This window comes from Pseudomonas sp. Irchel 3E19 (assembly GCF_900187585.1).
Classification (GTDB): domain Bacteria; phylum Pseudomonadota; class Gammaproteobacteria; order Pseudomonadales; family Pseudomonadaceae; genus Aquipseudomonas; species Aquipseudomonas baetica.
In genome coordinates, this window is record NZ_FYDT01000023.1 from 74,380 (window position 1) to 98,772 (window position 24,393).

Consider the following 24,393-nt stretch of genomic DNA (forward strand, 5'->3'; position numbering starts at 1 on the left):
GCGTTGAGGGGTGGCGCGCGAGTCATTGGGGTCAAGAGAAACTGGATTGGTATAGGGATATCGACGGCAATGACTGCTTTTGAAAAACTGTCAACACTCAATAAGACTAATCATCGCGAGCCGCAACTAAAGATTGCGATAGTCGGAGGGGGGGCAACAGCGATTAGTGTAATTGATGCGTTGCAGCGAGACGTAAAGCTGAAAAGTATGGATGTTGCAATTACCCTTTTTGAGCCTGACAAGAAAATCGGTCCAGGTCGCGCTTATCAAAACGATGGTGATTATGGATTGATTAATCGCCAGGCCCGATTCATGTCCGTGAAAAGTGATGATCCCCGGCACTTTGTAGGGTGGGTCACTCATAAATATGGAAGTGCATTGGCGCAACTTGATTTCTTGCCCCGTCACTATTTTGGCGAGTACTTGTCTGATTGTTTTGCCGAGCAAGTGGCGCTGGCGCGCGACCTGAAGCGTCCGATTCGGGTGATCGGGCAAAAGGTCACCAGCTTGACGATGCACGATGACAAAGCGGTCGTCGGTGTGGAAAACGGGCCGCAGCAAGTATTTGACCGTGTGATTCTGTGCATAGGTACCGCTGAGCCGGCGGATATCTTCTCGTTGGCCTGTTCCCAGAACTACATCGGCAATCCGTATCCGATGTGGACCAAATTTTCCGCGATTGGCGGCGACGATCAGGTGGCGATCATTGGTTCCAGCCTCTCAGCTGTCGATGCGGTCCTGGCCCTGAATGCCCAGGGACACCGTGGGAAGATCGTCATGCTGTCGCGCAATGCTTTGCTGCCAGCGGTGCGCATGCCGCATCACGACTTCACTTACAAGGTCATCACCCGCGAACGTATCGAAGAGCTGCGTGATGAAGCAGGGATGATCTCCTGGTCGAAATGGCTTGGCCTGATCACCTTCGAACTGACTGCCCAAGGGGTGGATCTGGAGAAGCTCAAGGCTGAACTGGCGCCTGGTCAACTGCCTTTCGAGCGGCTGGAGCGCCATCTTCAAGCGTCGACCCGCGGTGAAAAGTGGCTGTCCATTCTGATTGATATTGCCAACGACTACGTCGAGCTGGCCTGGGATAGCCTGAGTGCGGGCGATCGCAGTTATTACATGGCCAACTATCATTCGATTTTCATGAGCCTGTGCAACCCGATGCCTCCGGCGACGGCCAACAAATTGCGCAATATGCTCGAATCCGGGCACCTGGTGATTCGTCCTGGCCTGAAGGGCGTGGAACTGAGCCCCGGTGGCGGTTTTGTCCTGAATTACCAGGCAGGCGCTTGTCATTCCGACTGGGTGATCAACGCCACGCGATCTGAAACGGGTGGTGTCGGGCAGACAGGTACCGAGCTGGTGTCCTCGATGGTCAACAATGGCGTCGCTCAGCACCATCCGTTTGGTGGGCTGCACGTGTCATTCGGCTCGCACAAGGTAATCGACCGCAGTGGCAAAGCCAGCGACGCTATTTATGCCCTGGGCCAACTGGCTGCCGGTAACCACTACTACACCAGCTCACTGGCCATGATCACACGTCAGATCGACCGGGTCCTGCCGCATTTGCTGACTACTGATCAATACCTCAAGGAGCTTTCTGCGTGAAGTCCAGCAGCCCCGTCATCCTGTTGCCTGCAGCTTTATTGGCGGCTGTCATCGTGCCGCAGCTCGGACTCGGCCTGATGACCCCCACCGTGGCAAAACTGGCTGAGGAGTTTCGAGTCCCTCATGAGGCGATTCAGGAAACGTTCGTTGTTTACATGATCGGGTATGCGTTGTCGGTGGTATTGGCAGGTATTCTTGCCGATCGTATCGGAGCCCGTCGCGTACAGATTTCGGGGTTGCTGATTTGTGCTGCCGGGTGCCTGCTTGCAGCGCTCTCGGACTCCTTTTACCTGTTTGCGGTTGCGCGTTTCATGCAGGCCCTGGGAGGTTGTGTGGGAACCGTAACGACCAGACTGATCGTGAAATCGGATTATCCGGAAAGCAAACGACTGCGAATTCTCACCACCCTTGCCTCGGCGATCGCACTCACGCCATGTATCGCACCGTTGCTCGGCGGCATGCTGTTACCTTCGATAGGATGGCGCTGGATGATGGGCGGTGTGGGGATCTTCAATCTCGCGGCATTGGTGCTTTTCTGGCAGGTCGACACCTCTCCGGGGGCATCGGATTCGACGGGACGCAGCATCATTGCTGTTTATGCCGACAACTTCAGAAATGCGGATTATCTGGCATACGCTGCCGGCATCAGTCTGGTGTGGATGAGTTACTTCGTGTTCCTGTCCTGTTCGACTTATGCGCTGCAGACGGAACTGGGCCTGTCCAGCCTGGGTTACGGCGCGGTGATCTCCCTGTGCGCCGTCGGTTATGTGATTGGCAGTACGCTGGCGCGAGTCTTGAGCGCCAGGTGGGAGTTGAACGAGATCCTGCTGCTTGGAAGCAGAGTAGGCATGGCCGGGTGCATTTTGCTGGGCATTCTGTTGTCGATGTTTGGCAGTGGGCTGCCGGCGCTGCTGATTCCAATGGTGTTCATTCTGTTGTCGGTCGGGATGGTGATTCCCGCGACTCAGGCCGGGCTATTGAAGAGTGTCAGCCGCGATATCGGTATTTCCTCCGGGCAGTTTTTCTTTTTCCAGATGGCTGCGGGGGCCGGTTACGGTTGGCTGGTCAGTTCCTTTTCTGAACTGGGCGTTCGTGGCCTGGCACTGTTTATCGCCATTCCGATTGTCGTGTTATTCGTTTTCCTGAATATGTCGCAGGCACTGTCGAAGTCCCCGGAAAAACAGTTGAAGGCAGTCTCTCGGAGTTGAGATTGCTGTTGCTGCGACCCTGATAAAAAAAACAAGGAAGTGTAGTCGTGCAGTATCTGAAATCGCTGAAGTTGAACAGTGTGTGTTATGACATTCGTGGCCCGGCACTGGAACAGGCCAAAAAGATGGAGGAGGACGGCCAGCGCATTCTCAAGCTGAACATCGGCAATCCGGCTCCCTTCGGTTTCGAGGCGCCCGAGGAGATACTCCAGGATGTGATTCGTAATTTGCCCACGGCGCAAGGTTACAGTGACTCCAAAGGCTTGTTCAGCGCACGCAAGGCAGTCATGCAGTACTGTCAGCAGAAGCAGATCGAGGGCGTCGGCGTCGACGATATCTACCTGGGCAATGGCGTCTCCGAGCTCATTGTGATGTCACTGCAGGCGCTGCTGAACAATCGCGATGAAGTACTGGTGCCTGCACCGGATTATCCGTTGTGGACCGCCGCGGTGAGTCTTGCCGGCGGTAATGCGGTGCACTACATGTGCGACGAACAGCAGGACTGGTGGCCGGACCTCGATGACATGCGGGCCAAAATCACCCCCAACACCCGAGCTCTGGTCATCATCAACCCCAACAATCCCACCGGTGCGGTGTACCCGCGAGACGTGCTGCTGGGAATGCTGGAGATCGCGCGCCAGCACAATCTGGTGGTGTTCTCCGACGAGATCTACGACAAGATTCTCTACGACGAGGCTGTGCACATCAGCACCGCGTCGCTGGCGCCGGACCTGCTGTGCCTGACCTTCAACGGGTTGTCCAAGTCGTACCGGGTGGCCGGGTTTCGCTCCGGCTGGCTGGTGATTTCCGGGCCCAGACAGCATGCCGCCGGCTACATCGAAGGCATCGACATGCTGGCGAACATGCGCCTGTGCGCCAACGTTCCGGCACAGCATGCAATCCAGACCGCGCTGGGGGGTTACCAGAGTATCAATGACCTGGTCTTGCCTCAGGGGCGCCTGCTCGAACAGCGCAACCGGGTGCATGAACTGCTCAACGCTATTCCTGGCGTCAGTTGCGTCAAGCCGATGGGCGCGCTGTACGCGTTTCCAAGGCTCGATCCGAAAGTTTGCCCGATCAAGGATGACGAGAAGTTTGTCCTCGAGCTTTTGATGTCGGAAAGGCTGCTGGTCGTCCAGGGCACCGCGTTCAACTGGCCCGCTCCCGACCATTTTCGCGTGGTCACGTTGCCGGCATTGCCGGACATCGAAGACGCCATGGCGCGGATTCATCGATTCATCAGCAGCAAGTCGGTCAACAACCTGAGCGTTCGCCGAATGTCGAATAACGCCCGGCACCTGTGGCCAGTCTTCTGAATCCAAACGCAGATCAAACAAGCAAGTTGTCATGCCAGACGTAAGTTCGTGGCAGGTGTGACAGCGCAAAGTGCCAGACGGCTGGATGCCACGCTCGGCCAACTCTCTAAGTTGTGCAGCATAAAGGAATGGGTATGCGGAACTTTGATGCGCAGGTTTCTTATCGGGTCATGCTTTCTCAAGATGAGGTTAATCATCATGGAAGCCGTTGGGAGAAAGAGGCCTTGAGTGAGCTGGAAGAGCGACTTGGGGCAGGTTCCGACTTTCCCTGCATCTTTTCCAAGAACGCATTCAAGAAGTCTTCGATCAAGTTTGTATTTGTCGACGCTTTGGATGCCCAGGGGCTGGCGAAACTGGCTGAAGGCTTGAAAGAGTATGTAACGCTTTCCAGAACATGGAGTGGTTCAATCGAAGACGCTTATCCGCTGATCGTGTTCTTTTCAAAGGACGCGATATCGGCCAGTACTGCGCAGGAGTATCAAGCCGCCGGGTGGGGGGTGCTGCAGAGCCTGCACTGGCTGGATGAAAGCCCCTGGCCGGACAGCGTCGATGTCGACCCGGAGTCACCGTTCTGGTCGATGTGCTTTGCTGGAATGCAACTGTTTGTGAATATGAGTTCTCCCGCACACACAGTACGCAAGAGCAGAAACCTGGGCTCCAGATTTGCACTGGTGATTAACCCGCGTGAACGCTTCGATGTATTTGCCGGCGATACCGTGGGCGGACGTAATGTTCGCGCCAATATCCGCAAACGCATCCTTAAATATGATTCGGTGCCCCACGCCTTGCAATTGGGCGGTTTTGGATCTGGCGCCAAAGAGTGGTGGCAATACGGTTTGATTGAAGAAAATGCAGAGCGCACGGATGTTTGTCCATTCAAACATTCCAGCCATGAAAATAAAGAGGAAGCCTGATGTTCAAGTTGATTGTATCCAACGGCAGAGTGGCAGACCGCACGGCATTTACCCGCGTCGGTGCCTTGAAGGCCGCGTCGGCACTTGAAGCCAGGTATGGTGTGGTGCCGCTGTATATCGGTGATGGCCGGTGCGAGCCGGCTGCCGATGACTGGACAGTCAGTCTGCCGGCGGGACGTGAGCAGATCGACGCACTGCATCGCGCCGTGGCCTGTGCGGTAGAGGAGCAGCAACTCACGGTGGTCATCAACGGAACGTGCCCGGCCAGCCTGGGCAGCGTACCTGCGGTGGCGAGACATTACCCGGACCTTTGCCTGGTGTGGATCGATGCCCATGGTGACTTCAATATCCCGACGACCACGGACACGGGCTACCTGGGCGGGATGGTGGTGTCTGCATTATGTGGTCTCTGGGACAGCGGCTGTGGCGCCGGCATCCGTGCGCAGAACGTCATTCTGGTCGGCGCGCGCGACATCGACGGGCAAGAGCAGCGTCTGCTGAGCGCCAATAATGTGCGCACGCTTTCCCCGCAGCAGGCAACGGCTGAAGCCGTGCGCAGCGCTATCGGCCAATCACAGGTCTGGGTGCACATCGATTGGGATTCGCTTGAGCCTGGCTACGTGCCCGCCGATTACGCAGTGCCCGGAGGTCTGCTGCCGCAACAGCTCGCGGCGATCCTGGGAGCGATTCCGCTCGAGCAGATCGTCGGCCTGGAAATCGCCGAGTTCAATGCATCCTGCGATGCGGCGACGGCACAGCGCGCGACCCGCTGCATCATCGATATCGTTGACCCGATCCTGTCCAAAGCGTGTCTTGAGGCGAGTGTGTGCCATGCATAAACCGGCTGATGCTGCCCGGCTGCGTTTCAGCAAGATGCACGGTGCGGGCAATGACATGATCATTCTGGATCTGCGTGATGCGCAGGATCCGTCGCGCGAATTGTGCAAATACCTGGCTAACCGCCATAAAGGTATCGGCGCCGATATGGTCCTGGGTGTCAAGGCCGCGCGCAATCCATCGTCCGTTGCCTCGTTCGATATCTGGACGGCGCAGGGCGAGTCCTCCCGGCAATGCGGCAACGGCGCGCGGTGTGTCGCCGCATGGCTGGTTCGGGCAGGCCTGACGGATGCGTCCGAGTTCACCCTCGACAGTCCTTCCGGTACCCACAAGGTCCGGGTCATGGAGGACGGCAACTATCAGATCAGCATGGGCGCGCCGAATTTCTCGCCCGACGCCATCCCGGTGTTCGGCTTCGACAAAGCGCAGTCGGCTTATCAGCTCGAACTCGCCGGGCAACACCTGGAGTGTTCGGCGGTATCAATGGGCAACCCGCACGCGGTGATCGAGGCCGAGCGCAATCAGTATGAGATTCCTGCTGTCGGTAGTGCCCTGCAAAACTCTGGGTATTTCTCCCCTGAAGTCAATGTCGGATTCGTGCAGTTGCAATCCCGGAACAGGATAAAACTCAAGGTCTACGAATTCGGCGCTGGCGAAACGCTGGCCTGCGGCAGCGGTGCCTGCGCGGCGGTCGCGGTGTTGGCGCGGGCCGGGCGGGTCGACAGTTCGGTCGAGGTCGAACTGCCCGGCGGAACCCTTGAAGTCACCTGGGAGCGTGGCTTGTCCGCGATGTACCTCTCTGGCCCTGCTGAATTCGTATTTGATGGAGAACTCGCTCATGCCGTTGTATGAAAGCATTCTGGACACGATCGGCCGTACGCCAATCGTCAAGCTGCAAAGGCTCGCCCCGGAACACGTCAGCATTTATGTGAAGGTCGAGTCGTTCAACCCCGGTGGTTCGGTCAAGGACCGACTGGCGCTGGCTGTGGTACTCGACGCCGAAGCCAGGGGCCTCTTGAAGCCTGGCGATACGATCGCCGAATGCACTTCCGGCAATGTCGGCATTGCGCTGGCGATGGTTGCCGCGGCGCGTGGCTATAATTTTGTGGCGATCATGTCCGACAGTTACTCGATCGAACGGCGCAAGCTGATTCGTGCCTATGGCGGCAAGGTTCTGCTGTTTCCTGCTCACCTGGGCAGCAGCGGCGGCAACCAGATTGCCGATGAACTGGCGCACAAGTTTGGCTGGTTCAGATCCCGACAATTCGATAACCCGGCCAACCCTTCCTATCACCGTGAAACCACCGCCACCGAAATCCTCGGTGATTTTGCCGGTAAATGCCTGCATTACTTTGTCACTGGTTTCGGCACCAGCGGCACCCTGACCGGCGTTGGCCAGATGCTGCGAGTTGCGCGACCTGCCGTGCAGATCGTTGCCGCAGAACCGGAAAATGCCGCGTTGCTGTCGGGCGGCACATGGGGCGTGCACCAGATCCAGGGGCTCGCGCCCAACTTCACGCCGACCATCATGGACAAGACTGTCATCGATAAAGTCCTGACCGTGAACGAGTACGATGCGCGCGACACTTCGCAGCGTCTGGCCAGGGAGGAGGGGATCTTCGTCGGCATTTCCTCGGGCGCCTCGGTCGCCGCAGCGTTGAAGGTTGCCGAAACCGCAGCGGCCGGTTCAGTGCTGCTGGCCATGCTGCCGGATACCGGTGAACGTTATCTCTCGACCTTCCTGATGGAAGGCATCGCCGAAGATTCCGACGATGACTGGTTGCAGTCGCTCTAGCCGTAACAGGCAACCGGTTACTTGGCGAAGCAGGCGCTCTAAGGGATTAGCATCATGGTGGAAACTCTTCCGGCAGCAGATTACATCGAGTTCGCGCGCCCGTTTCCAATGCATCGTGGAGGTGTACTGGAAGATTTCAGGCTGACGTATGAGACGTTCGGACAACTGAATGATCGTCGCGACAACATCGTCCTGGTGCTGCCCGGCATGTCCGCCAACAGCCACGTCTGCAGTGTCGTCCGCGATCCTGAGACAGGTTGGTGGGAGGACTTTGCAGGTTCAGGCAAGCCGATCGATACAGACCGCTGGTATGTGATCTGTTTCAACTACCTGGGTGGTTGCAAGGGCTCGACGGGGCCGATGTCCACCGAGCGCGCGAGTGGCCAACCTTACCAGTCGCGCTTTCCCGAACTGAGCATCGAAGACATCGTCGACACGATCGTCATGGCCGTGAAAGCGCTGGGCATGGAGGAAGTGAACTGCCTGATCGGTGCTTCGATGGGGGGTATGTGCGCGCTGGCCCTGTTGACCCGGCATCCGGGTTTTGTCCGGCATCACATCAATTTGTGCGGTGCGGCCAGTTCGCTTCCCGTGTCTACAGCCTTGCGTTCATTGCAGCGGGAAGCCATCCGCAGTGATCCGCTTTGGGCCGGTGGGGAGTATTCGCCGGATGCGCGTCCGGTCCACGGCATGACGCTGGCCCGCAAGATCGGCCTGTTGAGTTACCGCTCCGGCGCGCAATTGAATCGCCGTTTCAGCCGCAGCGATCAGTCGGCAGGAAAATCCGCCGGCATGACCCACGACTTTGAAGTCGAGGACTATCTGCAGGCCAATGCCTGGCGATTCGCACGGGATTTCGACCCCAACAGTTATCTGCAGTTAAGCCGCGCGATTGATCTCTATGCCTGTCTGAAGCAACCGCAGGGCGGTTTTCAGACTGCCGGGCTGGAGCAGGTTCTGGTGGTCGGCGTCGAGAGCGACACGCTGTTTCCTGTCGCGCAACAGCAGTACATCGCTCAAGGGCTTGAGCAGGATGGTGCAGAGGTGACCTTTGTCCGGCTCGATTGCCCGGACGGGCACGACGCCTTTCTGACCGATCTGCGGGCGTTCGGGCCGCTGCTGGACCATTTCATGAAGCGTATTGGTTCCGTCCTCCCAGCGGGCAGGTCGGAGCGTTGTCTGGAGTTGCACGATGAACGATTTTGACAAGGTTGCATTAGTGACCGGCGCCAACCGTGGCATCGGTTTCGAGGTGGCGCGACAACTGGCCGCCGAGGGGGTGACTGTGCTGCTCAGTGGCAGGAATTACCAGGCTGTCGCTCAGGCGGCCGATGCGCTGATCGCCGTGGGGCTCAAGGTGTTCCCGTGCCAGCTGGATGTCACGGATGAAGACAGCATCGCCTCGGCCGTCAGACTGATCGAGGCGAAGTTCGGTCGACTGGATATCCTGATCAATAACGCCGCGATCCGTATCGAGTCCTACGGGCTGAACCCGTCGCAACAGCCACTTCAACAGTGGCGACAGACGTTTGAAACCAATCTGTTCGGCATGGTCGCGGTGACCCAGCATTGTCTGCCGCTGATTCGCCAATCTGCGGCCGGACGCATCGTCAACGTATCCAGTCTGCTGGCATCGCTCACCACGCATACCAATGTGGACTCATACGCCTATTCCCCCATGTTCAAGTCCTTGCCGGGCTACAGCGCCAGTAAAAGCGGGGTGAATTCGTGGACGGTTCACCTGGCTTACGAACTTCGCGACACGCCCGTCAAGGTCAATGCGGTGCATCCCGGCTACACCAAAACCGGCATGAATGACGGCGCCGGTGATCTCGACGTGCAAGAAGGTGCGCGGACCAGTGTCGCTCTGGCGCTGATCGGTGCAGATGGCCCCACTGGCACTTACCGCCATCAGGACCGTGTGATTCCCTGGTAAGTCGTTGCTGTTTTTCTGCTTCTAACTGTTCAGTAGAAAGGATTCTTCATGATTAAGCTTGCACTCGTCACCGATAAGCCGAACTTGCACATTGACTACGACATGCCGCCATTGCTGGAAGCCTGCAAGCAACTGGCGATCAACGCCGATGTGTGCTTCTGGGATGATCAGTCAATCGATTGGGCAGCCTACGATGCGGTGTTGATCCGCTCACCCTGGGACTGCATTGAAAACCTCGACGGATTTTTTGCCTGGTGCGACAAGGTGCATGCACTGACTTGTCTGTTGAACGTGCCGTCCGTGGCCCGGTGGGGATTGAACAAGCTGTACCTGAAGGACATTGCTGCGCACGGCGTGCCGATTATTCCCAGTGTGTTCCTGGCGCCCGACGATGCCCCCGAGGGTTATCTGGCTGATTTTCTCGAGGCGAACACCGACAGCCACGAATTTGTCGTCAAACCGACGATCGGCTCGTATTCGCGCGGGGTGAAAAGGTTTGTCCGCGCCGGTTCCGAGGCCGCGCTGGCGCACATCCGCGCCCTGCAAAAGCGCGGTTCGCACGTGATCATTCAGCCGTACATCACCACCATCGACACCTACGGCGAGACAGACCTGACCTTCTTCGATAACACGTTCAGCCATTCCATCCGCAAGGGCGCCATGCTCATGGCGGACGGTACGGTGAATGTGCCGACCCCCGAGTTTCGCCAGCCGCGCGAGGCGGATGCAGAAGAGCAGGCGGTAGCGCTATCGGCGCTGGTGGCTTCTGCCGAGGTGCTCGGGCTTGAGTTGCCGTTGCTCTACGGCCGGGTCGACGTGATCCGCGACTATGACGGTCGGCCGATGATCATGGAAATGGAGATTTGCGAACCCTCGCTCAACCTGCCGTTTCGGGCTGACAGCGCGATGAACCTGATCGAAGGTGTGCTCAAGCGCATTGACAGGCGCCTGGTCGATCTCTGAAACATCCGTGAACGCCAGTAAACAAGCCCGACAGCATTGCCGGGCTTTTTTTGTGCGCGCGATTACCCGAATATGGGCGTTTTCCGATGGCACAAGGATCAGGCGTCATGACCAAGACAGCCGAGCGGGTCAGCATTGTCGACACTCAGGTGTTGTCCCACGACTGGTACCTGTTGAAGAAAATCACCTTTGACTACCTGCGTAACAACGGTGACTGGCAGCGGCAGACACGCGAGGTCTATGACCGTGGCAATGGTGCGGCGATCCTGTTGTTCAATCGCGAAAAGCGCACGGTGGTGCTGACCCGCCAATTCCGTCTGCCGGTGTTCGTCAACGGTCACGATGGATTGCTGATCGAAGTGGCAGCCGGGCTGCTGGAAGGTGCGGCGCCGGAACAGCGGATTCGCGACGAGGCCGAAGAGGAAACCGGCTACCGTGTGCACGACGTGAAGAAGGTATTCGAGGCTTACATGAGTCCCGGTTCGGTGACCGAGAAACTGCACTTTTTCATTGCCGAGTACGACGCGCAATCAAAGGTCAGCGAGGGCGGTGGCCTGGAAGAAGAAACCGAAGAACTGGAAGTGCTGGAATGGGGTTTCCATGAGGCGCTGGCGGCGTTCCAGCGCGGCGAGATCTGCGACGCCAAGACCATCATGCTGTTGCAGTATGCGGCGATGAACAATCTGTTCGCCCGATAAAGCAAAGATCGCAGCCTGCGGCAGCTGCATTGAAATACGTTCCCTCTGTAGGAGCTGCCGCAGGCTGCGATCTTCTGATCATCTAAAACAACTCCCCAGTCCTGCCTGCCGCCGTCCAGTCACCACCCTCCAGCACCAGCAACCGCTCTTTTGCCTCCAGCCCACCCGCAAACCCGGTCAACTTCCCCGACGCGCCAATGACCCGATGACACGGCGCCACAATCGAAATCGGATTACGGCCATTCGCCGCTCCCACCGCGCGCACGGCTGTCGGATTTCCGATCTGCTCGGCGATCTGGCTGTAAGTGCGGGTTTCGCCAAACGGAATGGTCAGCAACGCCGCCCAGACTTTTTTCTGAAAATCGGTGCCGACAAAGTCCAGCTCCAAATCAAAGCGATCACGCGTCCCGGCAAAATATTCTGCAAGTTGCCGCGCGGTTTTCATCAGGATCGGGTTGCCCGGCGCTTCACTCATCGGCCCAAGGCGCACCCGGTTCGGTTTGTCGTTTTCCCAGAGGATGGCCGCCAGTCGTGATCCGTTCGCGACCAGCTTCAATTCGCCGACCGGTGAGGGCAGGGTGATGAACGTAAAAGACATGCGAGCAATCTCCGGACCGGCACGGCAACAGCGCCCAGCATACTGCCTGATCAGGGAGGCGCAAACCGCAAACCCGACCATACTGCTTGTTGCTCCGGAAGCGTTCCACCTCTGCTTTGCACAGCCCCTAAAACAAAAAAGAGATCGACTCATGAAGTACGAACCTTTGGCCAAATCGCTGATAGCGACCTCACTGGCACTCAGTTGCCTCATGGCTCACGCCGCCTCGGTGGCACCGGTTGCCGCTGAAAACGGCATGGTGGTCACCGCACAACATCTGGCCACGCATGTCGGCGTCGATGTGCTGAAAAGCGGTGGTAACGCCGTGGATGCGGCGGTTGCCGTCGGTTATGCGCTGGCGGTGGTTTATCCCGCAGCGGGCAACCTCGGTGGTGGCGGTTTCATGACCATTCAACTGGCGGACGGGCGCAAGACTTTCCTCGATTTCCGCGAAAAAGCTCCGCTGGCGGCGACTGCCAACATGTATCTGGACAAGGACGGCAACGTCGTTCCGGATCTGAGCACCCGTGGTCACCTCGCGGTGGCGGTGCCGGGCACCGTGTCGGGCATGGAGCTGGCGCTGAGCAAGTACGGCACCAAGCAGCGCAAAGAGATGATCGCCCCGGCGATCAAACTGGCTGAAGACGGTTTTGAGTTACAGCAAGGCGATGTCGAGTTGCTGGAATACGCCACGGACGTATTCAAGAAGGACATGCGCGATTCCGGTTCGATCTTCCTCAGTAACGGCGAGCCGATGCAGGTCGGGCAGAAACTGGTGCAGAAAGATCTGGGCAAAACCCTGCGCACTATTTCCGAAAAGGGTGCCGACGGTTTTTATAAAGGCTGGGTGGCCGACGCCATTGTCACCTCCAGTCAGGCCAACAAGGGCATCATCACCCAGGCCGACCTCGACAAATACAAAACCCGTGAACTGGCACCGGTGGAGTGTGACTACCGTGGCTACCACGTCGTTTCGGCGCCACCGCCAAGCTCGGGCGGGGTGGTGATCTGCCAGATCATGAACATTCTCGAAGGCTATCCGATGAAGGATCTGGGCTTCCATTCAGCCCAGGGCATGCATTACCAGATTGAAGCCATGCGCCACGCGTATGTCGATCGCAACAGCTACCTCGGCGATCCGGACTTTGTGAAAAATCCGATCGAGCACCTGCTGGAAAAGAACTACGCGACCAAACTGCGTGATGCCATCCAGCCGCAAAAGGCTGGCGTCTCTGCCGAATTGAAACCGGGCGTCGCGCCTCATGAAGGCAGCAACACTACCCATTATTCGATTGTCGACAGGTGGGGCAACGCGGTCTCGGTCACCTACACCCTTAATGACTGGTTCGGCGCGGGTGTGATGGCGAGCAAGACCGGGGTGATTCTCAACGACGAAATGGATGACTTCACTTCCAAAGTCGGCGTGCCGAACATGTACGGTCTGGTGCAGGGCGAGGCCAACGCCATCGCGCCGGGCAAGGCGCCGCTGTCGTCGATGAGCCCGACCATTGTCACCAAGGATGGCAAGGTGGTGATGGTGGTCGGCACCCCGGGCGGCAGCCGCATCATCACCGCTACTCTGCTGACCATGCTCAACGTCATCGACTACGGCATGGGCCTGCAGGAAGCGGTCGATGCGCCGCGCTTCCACCAGCAATGGATGCCGGAAGAAACCAACCTCGAAGACTTCGCCGCCAGCCCGGACACGAAGAAGATCCTCGAAAGCTGGGGTCATAAATTTGCCGGGCCGCAGGACGCCAACCACATCGCTGCGATTCTGGTCGGCGCGCCGTCGCTGGGCGGCAAACCGGTCGGCAAAAACCGCTTCTACGGCGCCAACGATCCACGCCGCAATACCGGGTTGTCACTGGGTTACTGAGAGGCGTAAAAAGGGGGCGGGCGTACGTCTGCCCCTGTCTTCAGTATCGATCAAGGAAGTCACACCATGACCACCGCATTACTGATCATCGACGTCCAGCGCGCCCTGTGCTCGGGCGAATACCAGTGCCACGACATCCATCGCGTGATCGAAACCATCAACGCCCTCAGCGCCCGCGCGCGCCAGGCCGGGGTGCCAGTGGTGCTGATTCAGCATGAGGAAAAGGACAGCCCGCTGGCCCATGGCGCCGAAGGCTGGCAACTGGCCGAAGGACTTGAAACGTCCCCGCAGGATTTGCGCGTACGCAAGACCACACGGGATTCGTTCTACCAGACTGACCTGCGCAAACTGCTGCCCGGAGAGGATTTCGAACGATTGGTGATCTGCGGCCTGCAGACCGACTACTGTGTCAACGCCACCGTGCGCCAGGCCCATCAACTGGGCTACGACGTGGTGCTCGCCTCAGACGCGCACTCCACCGTCGACAACGGCAACATGAGCGCCGAAGACATCATCGCCGAACACAACAAGGACCTGGCGCACCTGACCGGCTCCGTGGCGCGGATCGATGTCAAACCCGCCGCCGATATCGTGTTCTGACTACACCCCCTGCAGGCTCGCTCCCACGGGGTTCGCGTTTTCCAGAAACCGTTGTGTACACCGAGGATTTCCCGCGGCAGCACTGGCATACTGCCCGCCGCCTGAAGAATGGAATCCTCTCGATGCTCGCTTTCAACTTCCGTCACGCCTTGGCGCTGACTTCTCTCGCGTTTGCCTCCGTTATTCACGCCAGCAGTTTTGATTGCGCCAGTGCTGTCAGCAAGACTGAAAAGGCCATCTGCAGCACTCCGGATATTTCAGGCCTTGACGATAAACTCGCAGAGCGTTGGCGCTCGATCCTGGCCAAAGTCCCTAATCCCAACGTCCTCAAGACAGATCAACGGCAATGGCTGAAAAATCGCAACGCCTGTGGCGACTCAGCGGCCTGCTTACGCCGAGCGTACCTGATGCGCCTTGCCGAACTTGAACATGCCACTGAGCCCTTCAGTTGGGACGCGACCTGGCAACTCATTCCGCCAAGTTCTTCAACATCGGCCATGGTGATCACTCAGCGTCGTGATGCCACGCACATCGCCTTCGACATCACGGCGGGTGAGGGTGCCAATTCCGGGGATCTGGAGGGAGTCGCCACGCTCAAGGGCGATGGAGCCTTTTACAGCGAAGGCGAATGCAACCTGAGTTTCACGCCCGTCAATGGCGTGCTGGATATCTCGCCAGTTGGCTCGGGTGGCTATTGCAGCGCCGGCATGGGCGTGTACTACACCGGTCGGTTTGTCGCCTCGCAGCAACCGTTGACGCTGGATTACGACATGCTCAGCCTTGGCCTGGCGCGAACGCCAGAAGAAAACCAGGCCCTGCACAAACTGCTCAAGGATGACTATCAGAGACTGGTGGAATTATCCGGCTCTTTGATGGCCGGTGAGCCTTCAAGCGATGTGCCAGGTAGCCAGGTCGCGCAAATGTGGATGCGCGGTCTAGGCGGCACCGGCATCGTCATGTATTCAACTGACGCGCGTTTCTGGGTGTTGTTACAGACCTACGATGCCAAAGGCCAAGCGTTCCTGCGCTATTACACCAACGCGGCGCAATGGAAAACCCGTCTACCCGATGCCCTGCAAGCCTGGAATGAAAGCAAGAAAAGCTATCAGGATCTCCCCGTGGAATTCATGCCCTGAATCCATGGCCATGCATCGCTTGTTAGCGGTAAATCCAGCGCACTCAACTGACAGCGCTATGCTGGTTCGATCATTGATTTCAAACGGATGACGGCCATGACTATTCAGGCACTACGGGCGAACGCGACCCATCTGGATGCGGTAGCGCCATTGTTCGACGCTTATCGGTGTTTCTACGAACAACCGTCGAACCTTGAACAATCACGAGCGTTCATCGCCGAGCGCATGGCCGGCAACGAATCAGTGATTTTTCTCGCTCAGGATGACAAGGCTGAAGTGCTGGGCTTTGTGCAGTTGTACCCGACGTTTTCCTCCATCGACGCCCATCGCACCTGGCTGCTCAGTGACCTGTTCACCACGCCTGCCGCCCGTGGTCGCGGGGTCGGCAGACTGTTGATGAACACCGCACGAGACTTCGCGCTGCAGACCGGTGCCAAAGGTCTGGTGCTGGAGACCGCGACCGACAATGTCACCGCGCAGGGTTTGTACGAGTCGCTGGGCTATGTGCGAGATACGGGTTACTACACCTACCTCCTCGATTTGCGGCAGGACTGAGCAAATATTTTTCTCGAATTGCCAAATTCAGGCTTTCCCCAGCCGATCACTCTCTCTAGAATCCGCCCGGCCTTTGTAGTAGAGGCGCATTGCCATCATTCAGCATTGTTCATAAAGGGACGGACATCATGCAATTCGGGAAAATTCTGGCGCTGGGCCTGGTGCTCGCGCTGGGCGGTTGTGCCAGTTTCACCAAAGACGAAGTGGCGCCGGTGACAATGCCGTCGATGGCCAACTACACCAACAAGCCTAACGTCTACGTCGATTTCGACTTCTATCAGGGCGAGCCGAAAAGCGCCTCCGCCACAGAAGTGCCGCAGGCACGCGATCAGCTCAAGCCGCAGCTGCAAAAAATTCTGACCGATTCCGGTCTGTTCGGCCGTGTCACCCTGGACGAGTTCCAGAAGCAGCCGGGCGACTACAATCTGCGCCTGAAGGTCTACAACCATCCGCCGAATGCCGGTTCGATGGTGCTGGCCTACGTCAGTGGTTTCAGCATGATGGTAATCCCGGCTTATGGCACCGATCAGTACACCATGAGCCTGGAAGCCGTGGATGGCCAAGGTCAGGCACTGACCACCGCGAGTAATCACGACGCGGTCGGCACCTGGATTGGCATCTGGTTTATCCCGTTGATGGGCAACACGACGAACAAGGCCGTGACCGACACGTTCACCCGTCAGGTCAACGCGCTGCTCAAGCAAGTGGTCGAGACCAACAGCCTGAAGTACTCGGCGCTGGAAACCCGCATTCCACGGGCCTAAGCCAAAAAAAGAGCCGCGATTGCGGCTCTTTTTTTGTCTGTTACTTCAATGCCTGAATAAACTGCGGATCGCTGTACAGTTCCTTCAGCAGGTCTCGCAGCATCGGGTTGTAAGCGTTGACCGCGTTCGGGATCGCAATGAAACCGAAGAAGCTGCTGCTCCACTGGCTGCTGACATCCTTGGTCGCGTCGTACACCACATCGTTGCCGTTAAGCAGGGTGAAGCGCGCAGCCAGCTTGCCGTTACCCGTGCCCATGCCAGCGGTCAGTTCATTCTTCACCACCAGCACTTTCAACTGCCGCTGAGCTTGCGGATCCAGCAGGCCAGCCTTGCGCAGTTCTTCGGTGATCGCATCCTGAATGTGCGCCGGGATGCTGCCGGACGGCGAACGGACTGGGTTGGCGCGCACCATCAGTGAACCTTCACCGGACTCGGCAGTGACCTGAGGATTGCTGATCGCGTGCAGCGGCGGAGTTTGTTTGAGCTTCTGGACGTTTTCGTAGTTCGGCTCGTAGCGGAGCATGGTCATGCCACAACCTTGCAGCAACAGCGCCAGCATCGGGATCAACAACAACGACTTCTTCACGGCAGTTCCTTGCGTGGGAATGTAGGGGCGCGAATTATGGGCAGAGTGCCATCATCGAGCAACCACCCCTGCATATTCACTGGCGATGGGTCCGTTTCAGCCTCGCCCAGTCAGCAGTTTCTCGATCTGCGCCAATTCCCACGTACTGAGCAGACTCACCGGGTCCGTGCCATAACGCTGCCACGTCTCAAGTGCGCCTTCATGGCCGTCGGCGTTGCGTGCATATTCACAGTGATGCAAGCGCTCACCTTGAAAATCCAGCAGCAGATACCAGCCTTCGATATGGACCGCGACCAGTCCGGCCTCGGTGCGCGCTTCGCAACTGAATGCGAGCACACCCAGCGCAGCTTCACGCAAACGCTGGCAAACCTCGCGGGCGGTGAGTAATGAAGACATGTTTGAACTCTATGTATGCACAAGCGCGCCAGCATAATGCGCCAGCCGCCAAGTGTCAGCGATCACTGGCCCGATCCCGGACAATTCCGTAACATCCGCAACCCTCTTTTTTCGCGAACATCGCAGGCCGTGCTCAGCGGCCGCTCAATCAGGTAAGCCATGAAACCGATTCGTCTGCGCGCTGATGTCCTGGCCGGACTCACCACCTCGTTTGCCCTGTTGCCCGAGTGCATTGCGTTTGCGCTGGTGGCCCACCTCAACCCGCTGATGGGCCTGTATGGCGCTTTCATCATTTGTACGCTGACGGCATTGTTTGGTGGCCGGCCGGGGATGGTTTCCGGCGCGGCGGGTTCGATGGCGGTGGTGATCGTCGCGCTGGTGGTGCAACACGGCGTGCAATATCTGCTGGTGACGGTGCTGCTGGGCGGTCTGATCATGATGGTGTTCGGGCTGTTGCGCCTGGGCAAACTGGTGCGCATGGTGCCGCATCCGGTGATGCTCGGCTTCGTCAACGGCCTGGCGATCATCATTGCGCTGGCGCAACTGGAGCATTTCAAAAACGGTGAAGACTGGCTCAGCGGTACGCCGTTGTACCTGATGACCGGGCTGGTGCTGTTGACCATGGCCATCGTCTACATTCTGCCGCGCCTGACCCGTGCGGTGCCGCCGGCACTGGTGGCCATTCTGGGGGTGGGCCTGCTGGTCTACCTGTTCGGCCTGCCAACCCGCACCCTCGGCGACATGGCGCACATTGCCGGCGGTTTGCCGACTTTCGCCTTGCCGGACATTCCGTGGACCTGGGAAACCCTCGGCATCATTGCGCCTTACGCGATCCTGATGGCGTTGGTCGGTCTGCTGGAAACCCTGCTGACCCTCAACCTCACCGACGAAATCACCGAAACCCGTGGCTACCCGGATCGCGAGTGCGTGGCGCTCGGCGCGGCGAACATGGTCTCGGGTGCATTCGGCGGCATGGGCGGTTGCGCGATGATCGGCCAGACCGTGATCAACCTGAGCTCCGGCGGGCGCGGGCGTCTGTCCGGCGTAGTGGCTGGCGTGCTGATCCTGTTGTTCATCCTGTTTCTGTCGCCGCTGATCGAGCGCATTCCGCTGGCGGCGCTGGTGGGGGTGATGTTTGTGGTGTCGCAGCAGACATTCGCCTGGGCCTCGTTGCGGGTGTTGAACAAAGTGCCGCTCAACGATGTGCTGGTGATCATCGCCGTGACCACCATCACCGTGTTCACCGACCTGGCCACCGCCGTGCTCTGCGGGATCATCATTGCCGCGCTGAATTTCGCCTGGCAGCAGGCCCGCGAGTTGTACGCCGATGAACATCTGGAAGCCGACGGCAGCAAACTCTACCGCTTGCACGGAACGCTGTTTTTCGCCTCGACCACGCCGTTCCTGAATCAGTTCGACCCGGCCAATGACCCGGCGCGGGTGACGCTGGATTGCCGGCATCTGAGCTTCGTCGACTACTCGGCGATTGCCGCACTGAAAACCCTGCGTGAGCGTTACGAAAAGGCTGGCAAGCATTTGCAGGTGTTTCACCTGTCGGAACGCTGCAAAAAACTGCTCAAACGCGCCGGCGTCGCTCACGACTGAAGCCCTTTTGCAGGAGCAACTCAATCCCTGTGGGAGCTGGCTTGCCAGCGATGAGGTCGGATCAGTCGACATCGATGTCGATTGACCCACCGCCATCGCTGGCAAGCCAGCTCCCACATTGGTTTTGTGTGTGGCCCGGATTTCAGATCGCCGGGAAATCAATATCGGTCAGCGCTGCATTGTTCAGATAGTTGGTCAGCGACTGCACCGCCACCAGCGCAATCACTTCAATGATCTTGCTGTCATCGATCCCGGCAGCGCGGGCGACTGCGATCTGCTCGTCGCTCAAGTGACCACGACTTTGCGTGATTTGCTGGGCGAGGGTGGCGTAGGCGTTAAGTTCGCCCTGACGCGCAGCGACGATGTCCTGCGCCGACAGCCCGGCCTTACTCGCAAAGAAGGTATGGGCCGACAGGCAATAATCGCAACCGTTGACCTGTGACGTGGCGAGGTAAACCGCTTCTTTCTCCTTGGCGCTCAGCGAAGTTTTGCCGAGGATCGTCGAAGCTTGCAGGTAGGTTTCGAGGGCTACCGGTGCCTTGGCCAGTGTGCTGAACACGTTGGGCAGAAAACCGATTTTCTTCTTCACGCCTTCCAGCACTGGGCGGGTGGTGTCGGGGGCGGATTCGAGGCTGATAGCGTTGATGCGGCTCATGGTGATTCTCCGAAAGACCGGCTCGAAGTGCGCCGGCGATGGAGGTGATGTTAATCAGCACGTCTGGTGCTTTGGCTGCGGATCGTCGAGGATATGCGACAGATCGTCCAGACATGCAGCTGAAGGAGTCACTATGGATCGCCTTTCCACGTTGCTCAGCCATTTCGCTGTCCATGCCGGCACGTTTCACAGCGGCGATTTTTGCGGCGTCAGCGCTCATGAGGGCGAGCCGACTGGGCATGTCCATCTGTTGCAGGCCGGCGAGTTGTTGCTCAAGCCGGGCAACGAGCGCGAGGTCAGGCTCAACGAACCATCGCTGATCTTTTTCCCCCGACCGTTTCCCCATCGCATGTCGGCCGACGAGTCCATGGACACCCAACTGGTCTGCGCAACGCTGACGTTTGACGGTGGCTCAGGCAATGCCTTGGCGGCGGCTCTGCCGGACTGTCTGGTGCTCAAACTCAGCGAGATACCCGAGTTGGGCGCTACCCTGGAATGGTTGTTCACGGAAGCTTTCGAAGGTCATTGCGGGCGCGTGGCGGTGATGGATCGGCTGTTCGAGTTGCTGGTGATTCTGCTGTTACGTCATCTCATCAGCAGCCGCGATCAACAACCGGGAATGATCGCCGGGCTGGCCGATCCGCGCCTGTCCCGCGCCTTGAACGTGATGCATGAACAACCGGCCAAGCCATGGAGCGTGGCCGAATTGGCGACGGCAGCCAATCTGTCTCGCGCCGGATTTGCCGAGCAGTTTCGTCGCGTCGTCGGCCAGCCCCCGGCGGACTATCTGCTGAGCTGGCGCATCAGCCTCGCGCAGAAACGTCTGCGCGAGGGCCGGCCAATGGCGCTGATCGCGCAAGAGGTCGGTTATGAAAGTCCTTCGGCACTGGCCCGAGCGTTTCGCCGCAAGACCGGGCTCAGCCCGCGGGAGTGGAAGACCGGCGTCTGAACGTTAACGGGCAAATTTCTTCGCCCCGGCCACGCACAGAATCACCCCAAGCGTTACTGCCAGCATGCCGATACTGACCTGTTCATGCAGCAACGTCGCCGCCAGCGCCAGGCCGAAAAACGGCTGCAGCAATTGCAGTTGACCGACTGCCGCAATCCCGCCCTGGGCCAGGCCGCGATACCAGAACACGAACGCGATCAGCATGCTGAACAGCGAAACGTAGCCCAGACAGACCCACGCCGACACGCTGATACCGCTGAACGACGGTGGGGCCAGCCACAGGCTTGCGACTGCCATCGGCGGCAGCGACAGTACCAGCGCCCAACAGATCACCTGCCAGCCACCGAGGGTGCGCGACAGTTTTGCGCCTTCGGCATAACCCAGACCACACACCAGAATCGAAGCCAGCATCAACAGGTCACCGGTAGGCGAGGCGGACAATCCCTGCGACAAGGCAAACCCGACCACCAGCGCACTGCCCAGGATCGAGAAGAACCAGAATACCGGGCGCGGACGCTCGCCACCGCGCAAGACGCCAAACAGCGCAGTGGCCAATGGCAGCAAGCCGACAAAGACGATCGAATGTGCCGATGTCACGTGCTGCAAAGCCAGCGCCGTCAGCAGCGGGAAGCCGAGCACGACGCCCAATGCCACAATGAACAATGAAAACCACTGATCTCTGGCCGGTCGCCGCTCACGGAACAACCACAACAGGGCAACGGCCAGGACGCCGGCAATGGCGGCGCGCGCGACGGTGAGAAACACCGGGTCGAACTCCAGCACTGCCAGGCGCGTAGCCGGCAGCGAGCCGCTGAAGAACACCACGCCAATAAAGCCATTGATCCAGCCGCTGGTTTTTTCCAGTGCCGGGTTGCTCACGTTTGAAGTCCGTTCCATACGATTCACACTCATTGTGGGTTGCTTTGAGAGAATCCTATGATCGAGAATCAGGACAATCAAAAAATTGTCATGGATACATCCCGACATGTCCCGCTCTCGTTACAAGACCCTCGTCGACACCTACGCCGCCGACATTCGCACTGGACGTCTGGCGCCCGGCACACGTCTGCCGACACACCGGCAACTGGCCACGCAGGAAGGGCTGGCGCTGGTCACGGCCTCGCGGGTGTACGCCGAGCTTGAGGCGATGGGGCTGGTCAGCGGCGAAACCGGGCGCGGCACCTTTGTGCGCGAAACCTCGCTATCGCCGGGGCAGGGCATTGATCAGAAGGACGTGGCGGTCGGCATGATCGACCTCAATTTCAACTACCCGTCCTTGCCCGGTCAGGCCGATCTGCTGCGTACAGCGTTGCGGCAATTGGCATTGTCCGGGGACCTGGAATCGCTGCTGCGTTATCAACCCCATGCCGGCCGCCAACGCGAGCGGGCGTCGGTCGCGCGTCATTTGCTGAGCCGTGGCATTAGCGTCGAGGCCGAGCAAATGCTGATCGTCAACGGCGCCCAGCAAGGCCTCGCGGTGACGTTGATGGCGTTGCTCAAACCCGGCGATGTGATTGCGGCGGATGCGCTGACCTATTCCGGGTTCAAAGTGCTGGCCGAAGCGCTGCATCTGGAAGTGTTGGCGATCCCGGTCAGCGACCACGGGCCGGATCTCGTGGCACTGGACACACTCTGCCGCAGCCGCTCGGTGCGCGCCGTGTACAGCATGCCGACGTTGCATAACCCGCTGGGCTGGGTGATGCCGCTTGAGCAGCGCGAGCAACTGGCCTCGATTGCCCGCCGGCACGATCTGACGATCATCGAGGATGCGGCCTACGCCTTTCTGGTGGAAAACCCACCGCCAACACTGATCGAACTGGCGCCGGAGCGCACGGTTTACGTGTCGGGTCTTTCCAAGAATATCGCCACCGGTCTGCGCGTCGGCTTCATCGCCGCGCCCGTGCCCATGGTGCCGGCACTGGAGCGCATCATCCGCGCCACCACCTGGAACACCCCCGGAATAATGACCGCGATAGCTTGCGGCTGGCTTGATGACGGCACCGTCACCGTGCTTGAAGAACAAAAGCGCGACGACGCCAGGGCTCGTCAGGCATTGGCCACCGAATTACTGAAGGGGCTGCCCTGCATCGGACACCCGTGTTCCTATTTTTTATGGCTACCGCTGCCGGAAGACGTGCGCGCCGACCAGATTGTCGTGGAGTTGATGCACGAACAGATTTCAGTGACCACCGCCGAGCCGTTTTCAGTGTCGACACACACGCCTCACGCGATTCGCCTGGCGCTGGGCTCGGTGGACATGGACGTATTGCGCCAGGCGTTGATCACGGTCAGAAAGGTCGTTGGTGCTTATCTGTAAAACACAAAGTGTTAGCCTTGCCCCAATTGCACGACACCGCTTGGATCGCCTGATGAAAAACACCGCTTCACTGTGCCTCGCCCTGACTCTCACCGCAGGCCTGCTCGGCAGCGCTGCCCACGCCGCAGGCGACCCCGAGGCCGGTGCGAAAATCTTCCCGCGTCTGTGCGGCGGTTGCCATCAGGTTGGCGAGTCCGCGCGGCCGGGGTTCGGCCCGCAACTCAACGGCATCATCGGCCGACCTGCCGGGACTTCGGCGAACTATGTGTATTCCGATGCGATGAAAAACTCAGGCGTGACCTGGGATCACGAAACGCTGAAGGCCTATCTGAAGGATCCGAAAGGCGTAGTGCCGGGAACGCGGATGATTTTCTGGGGACTGAGTGATGAGGAGAAGCTGGAAAATCTGTTGGCGTATCTGCAGACGTTCCCGCAATAACAACCCGCGCGATCCCCTGTATGTGCTGCCGCAGGGGGATAGTGGTCATGTGAACCAACTACCCTGCGCTAGCCTCTACACTGGTGTATCCATTTCGCCCAATCGAGGAACACACCATGAAGTCTTTGTTATTAGCAGCACCCATGCTGCTCGCCAGCGCAATGGCCCACGCCGCTATCCCTCAACTAAACGCGACGTGCCCCGGCAACATCGAAGTGCATGCCGATGAGGGCGGGCCAATCTATATCAATGGCAAGGAGGGCAAGTTGAAGAAGTTCAACGAGAACTACTTTGAAGCCAAGGGCGCGGGGGTGACCATTTCGTTGAGTATCAATCCTGATGGTTCGCCGGCGGTGTCTTACACCGGGAAGAACCGGGCCAACGGTGTGTGCGAATTGAAAAAGAGTTGAAGGGCCGTTGATCCAGCGTTCCGGCAGACATGAAAAAGCCCGGCTGATCAGGCCGGGCTGTTTATTTGTTAACTTGGAACCGTTGGTTCAAGCGTTGCGGGGGGTGTCAGAAATTTTGTGTTCGGGCATAACATGAGTAAGAGGTGCATGTATGCCAACCAAAAAGAAACCCCTGCGTGACCTACCAAAAATCCCCAAGGAGCTGCTCGAAGAGTTCGGTGAGGGG

At 58.7% G+C, this 24,393-nt stretch carries 25 protein-coding genes and 1 pseudogene; 21 read left to right on the top strand and 5 right to left on the bottom strand.

Features of this window, described 5'->3' with window-relative positions:
• The first annotated feature begins 69 nt into the window (after positions 1-69).
• From CKW18_RS16150 to CKW18_RS16200, 11 genes and pseudogenes are all read left to right on the top strand, one after another.
• Positions 70-1,611: an FAD/NAD(P)-binding protein gene (locus tag CKW18_RS16150; RefSeq protein WP_095189703.1), complete on the top strand. Its 1,542-nt coding sequence runs from the start codon at positions 70-72 to the stop codon at positions 1,609-1,611.
• Positions 1,608-2,819 (top strand): MFS transporter, encoded by a 1,212-nt coding sequence (locus CKW18_RS16155; protein WP_095189704.1) that lies wholly within the window; start codon positions 1,608-1,610, stop codon positions 2,817-2,819. Before CKW18_RS16150 ends, CKW18_RS16155 begins: the two co-directional genes overlap by 4 nt.
• Before the next feature lie 47 nt (positions 2,820-2,866).
• Positions 2,867-4,060 (top strand): annotated as a pseudogene (locus CKW18_RS16160) (pyridoxal phosphate-dependent aminotransferase); the annotation flags it as partial.
• A 209-nt stretch (positions 4,061-4,269) separates the two neighbouring features.
• Complete coding sequence (locus tag CKW18_RS16165) at positions 4,270-5,049, top strand: YqcI/YcgG family protein (protein WP_095189706.1); 780 nt, start codon at positions 4,270-4,272, stop codon at positions 5,047-5,049.
• Positions 5,049-5,888 (top strand): arginase family protein, encoded by an 840-nt coding sequence (locus tag CKW18_RS16170; protein ID WP_095189707.1) that lies wholly within the window; start codon positions 5,049-5,051, stop codon positions 5,886-5,888. Before CKW18_RS16165 ends, CKW18_RS16170 begins: the two co-directional genes overlap by 1 nt.
• Positions 5,881-6,738, top strand: a complete 858-nt coding sequence (gene dapF, locus CKW18_RS16175; protein WP_256586984.1) for a diaminopimelate epimerase — start codon at positions 5,881-5,883, stop codon at positions 6,736-6,738. The genes CKW18_RS16170 and dapF overlap by 8 nt, the downstream gene beginning before the upstream one ends.
• Positions 6,725-7,681, top strand: coding sequence for a cysteine synthase A (gene cysK / locus CKW18_RS16180; RefSeq protein WP_095189708.1), 957 nt, complete (start codon positions 6,725-6,727; stop codon positions 7,679-7,681). Before dapF ends, cysK begins: the two co-directional genes overlap by 14 nt.
• 54 nt (positions 7,682-7,735) lie before the next feature.
• On the top strand, positions 7,736-8,887 hold the full coding sequence (locus CKW18_RS16185; RefSeq protein ID WP_095189709.1) for a homoserine O-acetyltransferase: 1,152 nt from the start codon (positions 7,736-7,738) through the stop codon (positions 8,885-8,887).
• Entirely contained in the window at positions 8,874-9,617 is a 744-nt protein-coding gene (locus tag CKW18_RS16190; RefSeq protein ID WP_095189710.1) for an SDR family oxidoreductase, read from the top strand. The genes CKW18_RS16185 and CKW18_RS16190 overlap by 14 nt, the downstream gene beginning before the upstream one ends.
• Positions 9,618-9,665: 48 nt before the next feature.
• On the top strand, positions 9,666-10,580 hold the full coding sequence (locus tag CKW18_RS16195) for a RimK family alpha-L-glutamate ligase (protein WP_095189711.1): 915 nt from the start codon (positions 9,666-9,668) through the stop codon (positions 10,578-10,580).
• A 107-nt stretch (positions 10,581-10,687) separates the two neighbouring features.
• The gene (locus CKW18_RS16200) at positions 10,688-11,278 is read left to right on the top strand and encodes an NUDIX domain-containing protein (protein ID WP_095189712.1); all 591 of its coding nucleotides are present in this window, start codon (positions 10,688-10,690) and stop codon (positions 11,276-11,278) included.
• Positions 11,279-11,360: 82 nt separating this feature from the next.
• Here the strand turns inward: CKW18_RS16200 and CKW18_RS16205 are convergent, their stop codons facing one another.
• Entirely contained in the window at positions 11,361-11,876 is a 516-nt protein-coding gene (locus CKW18_RS16205; RefSeq protein WP_095189713.1) for a methylated-DNA--[protein]-cysteine S-methyltransferase, read from the bottom strand.
• A gap of 151 nt (positions 11,877-12,027) precedes the next feature.
• Between CKW18_RS16205 and ggt the strand changes: the two genes are divergently transcribed.
• The 5 genes from ggt to CKW18_RS16230 all read left to right on the top strand — a co-directional run bounded on the left by ggt (position 12,028) and on the right by CKW18_RS16230 (position 16,810).
• Positions 12,028-13,755 (top strand): gamma-glutamyltransferase, encoded by a 1,728-nt coding sequence (gene ggt / locus CKW18_RS16210; RefSeq protein ID WP_095189714.1) that lies wholly within the window; start codon positions 12,028-12,030, stop codon positions 13,753-13,755.
• A gap of 66 nt (positions 13,756-13,821) precedes the next feature.
• Positions 13,822-14,355, top strand: coding sequence for a cysteine hydrolase family protein (locus CKW18_RS16215; RefSeq protein ID WP_095189715.1), 534 nt, complete (start codon positions 13,822-13,824; stop codon positions 14,353-14,355).
• A gap of 122 nt (positions 14,356-14,477) precedes the next feature.
• Positions 14,478-15,491, top strand: coding sequence for a lysozyme inhibitor LprI family protein (locus CKW18_RS16220; RefSeq protein WP_095189716.1), 1,014 nt, complete (start codon positions 14,478-14,480; stop codon positions 15,489-15,491).
• 96 nt (positions 15,492-15,587) lie between these two features.
• The gene (locus CKW18_RS16225; RefSeq protein ID WP_095189717.1) at positions 15,588-16,046 is read left to right on the top strand and encodes an N-acetyltransferase; all 459 of its coding nucleotides are present in this window, start codon (positions 15,588-15,590) and stop codon (positions 16,044-16,046) included.
• Between the two features lie 128 nt (positions 16,047-16,174).
• Positions 16,175-16,810, top strand: coding sequence for a hypothetical protein (locus CKW18_RS16230; RefSeq protein ID WP_095189718.1), 636 nt, complete (start codon positions 16,175-16,177; stop codon positions 16,808-16,810).
• Positions 16,811-16,850: 40 nt separating this feature from the next.
• Here the strand turns inward: CKW18_RS16230 and CKW18_RS16235 are convergent, their stop codons facing one another.
• A complete protein-coding gene (locus CKW18_RS16235; protein ID WP_095189719.1) occupies positions 16,851-17,396 on the bottom strand; it encodes a hypothetical protein in 546 nt (181 codons plus the stop codon).
• Positions 17,397-17,492: 96 nt separating this feature from the next.
• Positions 17,493-17,792: a hypothetical protein gene (locus tag CKW18_RS16240; protein ID WP_095189720.1), complete on the bottom strand. Its 300-nt coding sequence runs from the start codon at positions 17,790-17,792 to the stop codon at positions 17,493-17,495.
• A 159-nt stretch (positions 17,793-17,951) separates the two neighbouring features.
• On the opposite strand from CKW18_RS16240, the gene CKW18_RS16245 reads away from it, so the two are divergent.
• Complete coding sequence (locus CKW18_RS16245) at positions 17,952-19,397, top strand: SulP family inorganic anion transporter (RefSeq protein ID WP_095189721.1); 1,446 nt, start codon at positions 17,952-17,954, stop codon at positions 19,395-19,397.
• Between the two features lie 142 nt (positions 19,398-19,539).
• On the opposite strand, the gene CKW18_RS16250 is transcribed toward CKW18_RS16245, so the two are convergent.
• Positions 19,540-20,052, bottom strand: a complete 513-nt coding sequence (locus tag CKW18_RS16250) for a carboxymuconolactone decarboxylase family protein (RefSeq protein ID WP_095189722.1) — start codon at positions 20,050-20,052, stop codon at positions 19,540-19,542.
• 133 nt (positions 20,053-20,185) lie between these two features.
• Between CKW18_RS16250 and CKW18_RS16255 the strand changes: the two genes are divergently transcribed.
• Positions 20,186-21,001 (top strand): AraC family transcriptional regulator, encoded by an 816-nt coding sequence (locus tag CKW18_RS16255; RefSeq protein ID WP_095189723.1) that lies wholly within the window; start codon positions 20,186-20,188, stop codon positions 20,999-21,001.
• Between the two features lie 3 nt (positions 21,002-21,004).
• On the opposite strand, the gene CKW18_RS16260 is transcribed toward CKW18_RS16255, so the two are convergent.
• A complete protein-coding gene (locus tag CKW18_RS16260; protein ID WP_095189724.1) occupies positions 21,005-21,898 on the bottom strand; it encodes a DMT family transporter in 894 nt (297 codons plus the stop codon).
• 88 nt (positions 21,899-21,986) lie between these two features.
• Between CKW18_RS16260 and CKW18_RS16265 the strand changes: the two genes are divergently transcribed.
• From CKW18_RS16265 to CKW18_RS16275, 3 genes are all read left to right on the top strand, one after another.
• A complete protein-coding gene (locus CKW18_RS16265) occupies positions 21,987-23,318 on the top strand; it encodes a PLP-dependent aminotransferase family protein (RefSeq protein ID WP_095189725.1) in 1,332 nt (443 codons plus the stop codon).
• Positions 23,319-23,370: 52 nt separating this feature from the next.
• Positions 23,371-23,757 (top strand): cytochrome c family protein, encoded by a 387-nt coding sequence (locus CKW18_RS16270; RefSeq protein WP_095189726.1) that lies wholly within the window; start codon positions 23,371-23,373, stop codon positions 23,755-23,757.
• A 116-nt stretch (positions 23,758-23,873) separates the two neighbouring features.
• Positions 23,874-24,167: a hypothetical protein gene (locus CKW18_RS16275; RefSeq protein WP_095189727.1), complete on the top strand. Its 294-nt coding sequence runs from the start codon at positions 23,874-23,876 to the stop codon at positions 24,165-24,167.
• Positions 24,168-24,393: the final 226 nt, after the last annotated feature.

What these genes read in the sequence shown, in the direction of transcription:
- CKW18_RS16150 (WP_095189703.1), top strand. Translation starts at nt 70, where the DNA reads ATGACTGCTTTTGAAAAACTGTCAACACTCAATAAGACTAATCATCGC.
- CKW18_RS16165 (WP_095189706.1), top strand. Translation starts at nt 4,270, where the DNA reads ATGCGGAACTTTGATGCGCAGGTTTCTTATCGGGTCATGCTTTCTCAA.
- CKW18_RS16170 (WP_095189707.1), top strand. Translation starts at nt 5,049, where the DNA reads ATGTTCAAGTTGATTGTATCCAACGGCAGAGTGGCAGACCGCACGGCA.
- dapF (WP_256586984.1), top strand. Translation starts at nt 5,881, where the DNA reads ATGCATAAACCGGCTGATGCTGCCCGGCTGCGTTTCAGCAAGATGCAC.
- cysK (WP_095189708.1), top strand. Translation starts at nt 6,725, where the DNA reads ATGCCGTTGTATGAAAGCATTCTGGACACGATCGGCCGTACGCCAATC.
- CKW18_RS16185 (WP_095189709.1), top strand. Translation starts at nt 7,736, where the DNA reads ATGGTGGAAACTCTTCCGGCAGCAGATTACATCGAGTTCGCGCGCCCG.
- CKW18_RS16190 (WP_095189710.1), top strand. Translation starts at nt 8,874, where the DNA reads ATGAACGATTTTGACAAGGTTGCATTAGTGACCGGCGCCAACCGTGGC.
- CKW18_RS16195 (WP_095189711.1), top strand. Translation starts at nt 9,666, where the DNA reads ATGATTAAGCTTGCACTCGTCACCGATAAGCCGAACTTGCACATTGAC.
- CKW18_RS16200 (WP_095189712.1), top strand. Translation starts at nt 10,688, where the DNA reads ATGACCAAGACAGCCGAGCGGGTCAGCATTGTCGACACTCAGGTGTTG.
- CKW18_RS16205 (WP_095189713.1), bottom strand. Translation starts at nt 11,876, where the DNA reads ATGTCTTTTACGTTCATCACCCTGCCCTCACCGGTCGGCGAATTGAAG.
- ggt (WP_095189714.1), top strand. Translation starts at nt 12,028, where the DNA reads ATGAAGTACGAACCTTTGGCCAAATCGCTGATAGCGACCTCACTGGCA.
- CKW18_RS16215 (WP_095189715.1), top strand. Translation starts at nt 13,822, where the DNA reads ATGACCACCGCATTACTGATCATCGACGTCCAGCGCGCCCTGTGCTCG.
- CKW18_RS16220 (WP_095189716.1), top strand. Translation starts at nt 14,478, where the DNA reads ATGCTCGCTTTCAACTTCCGTCACGCCTTGGCGCTGACTTCTCTCGCG.
- CKW18_RS16225 (WP_095189717.1), top strand. Translation starts at nt 15,588, where the DNA reads ATGACTATTCAGGCACTACGGGCGAACGCGACCCATCTGGATGCGGTA.
- CKW18_RS16230 (WP_095189718.1), top strand. Translation starts at nt 16,175, where the DNA reads ATGCAATTCGGGAAAATTCTGGCGCTGGGCCTGGTGCTCGCGCTGGGC.
- CKW18_RS16240 (WP_095189720.1), bottom strand. Translation starts at nt 17,792, where the DNA reads ATGTCTTCATTACTCACCGCCCGCGAGGTTTGCCAGCGTTTGCGTGAA.
- CKW18_RS16245 (WP_095189721.1), top strand. Translation starts at nt 17,952, where the DNA reads ATGAAACCGATTCGTCTGCGCGCTGATGTCCTGGCCGGACTCACCACC.
- CKW18_RS16250 (WP_095189722.1), bottom strand. Translation starts at nt 20,052, where the DNA reads ATGAGCCGCATCAACGCTATCAGCCTCGAATCCGCCCCCGACACCACC.
- CKW18_RS16255 (WP_095189723.1), top strand. Translation starts at nt 20,186, where the DNA reads ATGGATCGCCTTTCCACGTTGCTCAGCCATTTCGCTGTCCATGCCGGC.
- CKW18_RS16260 (WP_095189724.1), bottom strand. Translation starts at nt 21,898, where the DNA reads ATGGAACGGACTTCAAACGTGAGCAACCCGGCACTGGAAAAAACCAGC.
- CKW18_RS16265 (WP_095189725.1), top strand. Translation starts at nt 21,987, where the DNA reads ATGTCCCGCTCTCGTTACAAGACCCTCGTCGACACCTACGCCGCCGAC.
- CKW18_RS16270 (WP_095189726.1), top strand. Translation starts at nt 23,371, where the DNA reads ATGAAAAACACCGCTTCACTGTGCCTCGCCCTGACTCTCACCGCAGGC.
- CKW18_RS16275 (WP_095189727.1), top strand. Translation starts at nt 23,874, where the DNA reads ATGAAGTCTTTGTTATTAGCAGCACCCATGCTGCTCGCCAGCGCAATG.